A 1,365-nucleotide genomic window follows, 5' to 3' on the forward strand; every position below is an offset into this window, starting at 1 on the left:
TGTCACGTCCTAACATAGTGTTACACCTAAACATTATATTTATGGATTCAAATTACAAAAAACGTACACAAAAAGATTACAGTTTAAGTCTAAAACTTCAGATAGTACAAGAGATTGAACAAGGTTTATTAACTCCAATGCAAGCCACAAATAAATATGGGATACAAGCTAGATCTACGATTCGAACTTGGTTAAAAAAATATGGTAACTTTGATTATCAATATACAATTCAACAAGGTATGTCTAAAACACCAGAACAACGTATTTTAGAGTTAGAACAACAAGTTAAATTACTTGAAAAGCAAAAAAACAGAGCAGAATATTTAGCAGATAGAGCTGATAAAAAAGCAATTTTGTTTGATATGATGATTGACTATGCTGAAAAAGAGTTTAACATTCCTATCAGAAAAAAGCAAGAACCCAAGTAATACAATACTTCTCCACAGAACACAAACAGAGCATAAAGTCTACTTGTGGTTTACTTGGGGTTCATAGACAGGTTTATTACAGAGATATTAAATCTACAAAAGAGAAGCTAAAACTTAGTTTTAAAGTGATTAATCTAGTAAAATCAAAAAGACTTCTAATGCCTAAAATTGGTACAAGAAAACTTTACTATTTGTTAGAGCAAGATTTAAAAGAATTAAATGTTGGTAGAGATAAGTTATTTAAAATATTAAAAGCGAATCAGTTATTGATTAAACCAAAAAAGAAGTATCATATTACAACAAACTCTCATCACAGGTTTAGAAAACATAAAAATCAAATTAAAGAGTTAGCATTTATAAAACCAGAACAAGTCTGGGTAAGTGATATTACTTACATTGGTAACAGAAAAATTCCAAGCTATTTAGCTTTAATAACAGATGCTTACTCTAAGAAAATTGTAGGTTATAATGTGAGTGATAGTTTAAATGTAAGAGGTTCTTTAGCTGCTTTGGAAATGGCGCTTAAAAAGAGGAAATATAAAAATGAACCTATTATACATCATTCTGATAGAGGTTTACAATATTGTTCGAATGAATATCAAAGTTTATTAGACAAAAATGATATTATACCAAGTATGACCGAACAATATGATCCTTATGAAAACGCAATTGCAGAAAGAATAAATGGAATTTTAAAACAAGAATTTGATATTGATAAGTACGACACAAATCTTGAAATTAAAACAAAATTAGTTCAAAATGCTGTAGAAATTTACAATAACGTAAGACCTCATTTATCTAATTATATGCTGACACCAAATCAAATGCATCAACAAAATAAAGTCAAAAGAAAACAATATAAAAGCAAAAAAGGCAGTGATATAAAATCACTACCTTTAGATTATTAATTCTGTAACGCTATTTCAGGACGTCACAA

The 1,365-nt window shown here is 28.3% G+C and carries 2 protein-coding genes; both read left to right on the top strand.

Features of this window, described 5'->3' with window-relative positions:
* Positions 1 to 428 (top strand): transposase (locus tag AC2D6T_RS12000; RefSeq protein ID WP_484681646.1); only part of this gene is annotated, 428 nt, incomplete at its 5' end.
* Positions 428 to 1,336: an IS3 family transposase gene (locus AC2D6T_RS12005; protein WP_484681647.1), complete on the top strand. Its 909-nt coding sequence runs from the start codon at positions 428 to 430 to the stop codon at positions 1,334 to 1,336. The genes AC2D6T_RS12000 and AC2D6T_RS12005, both read left to right, overlap by 1 nt.
* Positions 1,337 to 1,365: the final 29 nt, after the last annotated feature.

The organism is Polaribacter sp. YIW18, assembly GCF_057219325.1.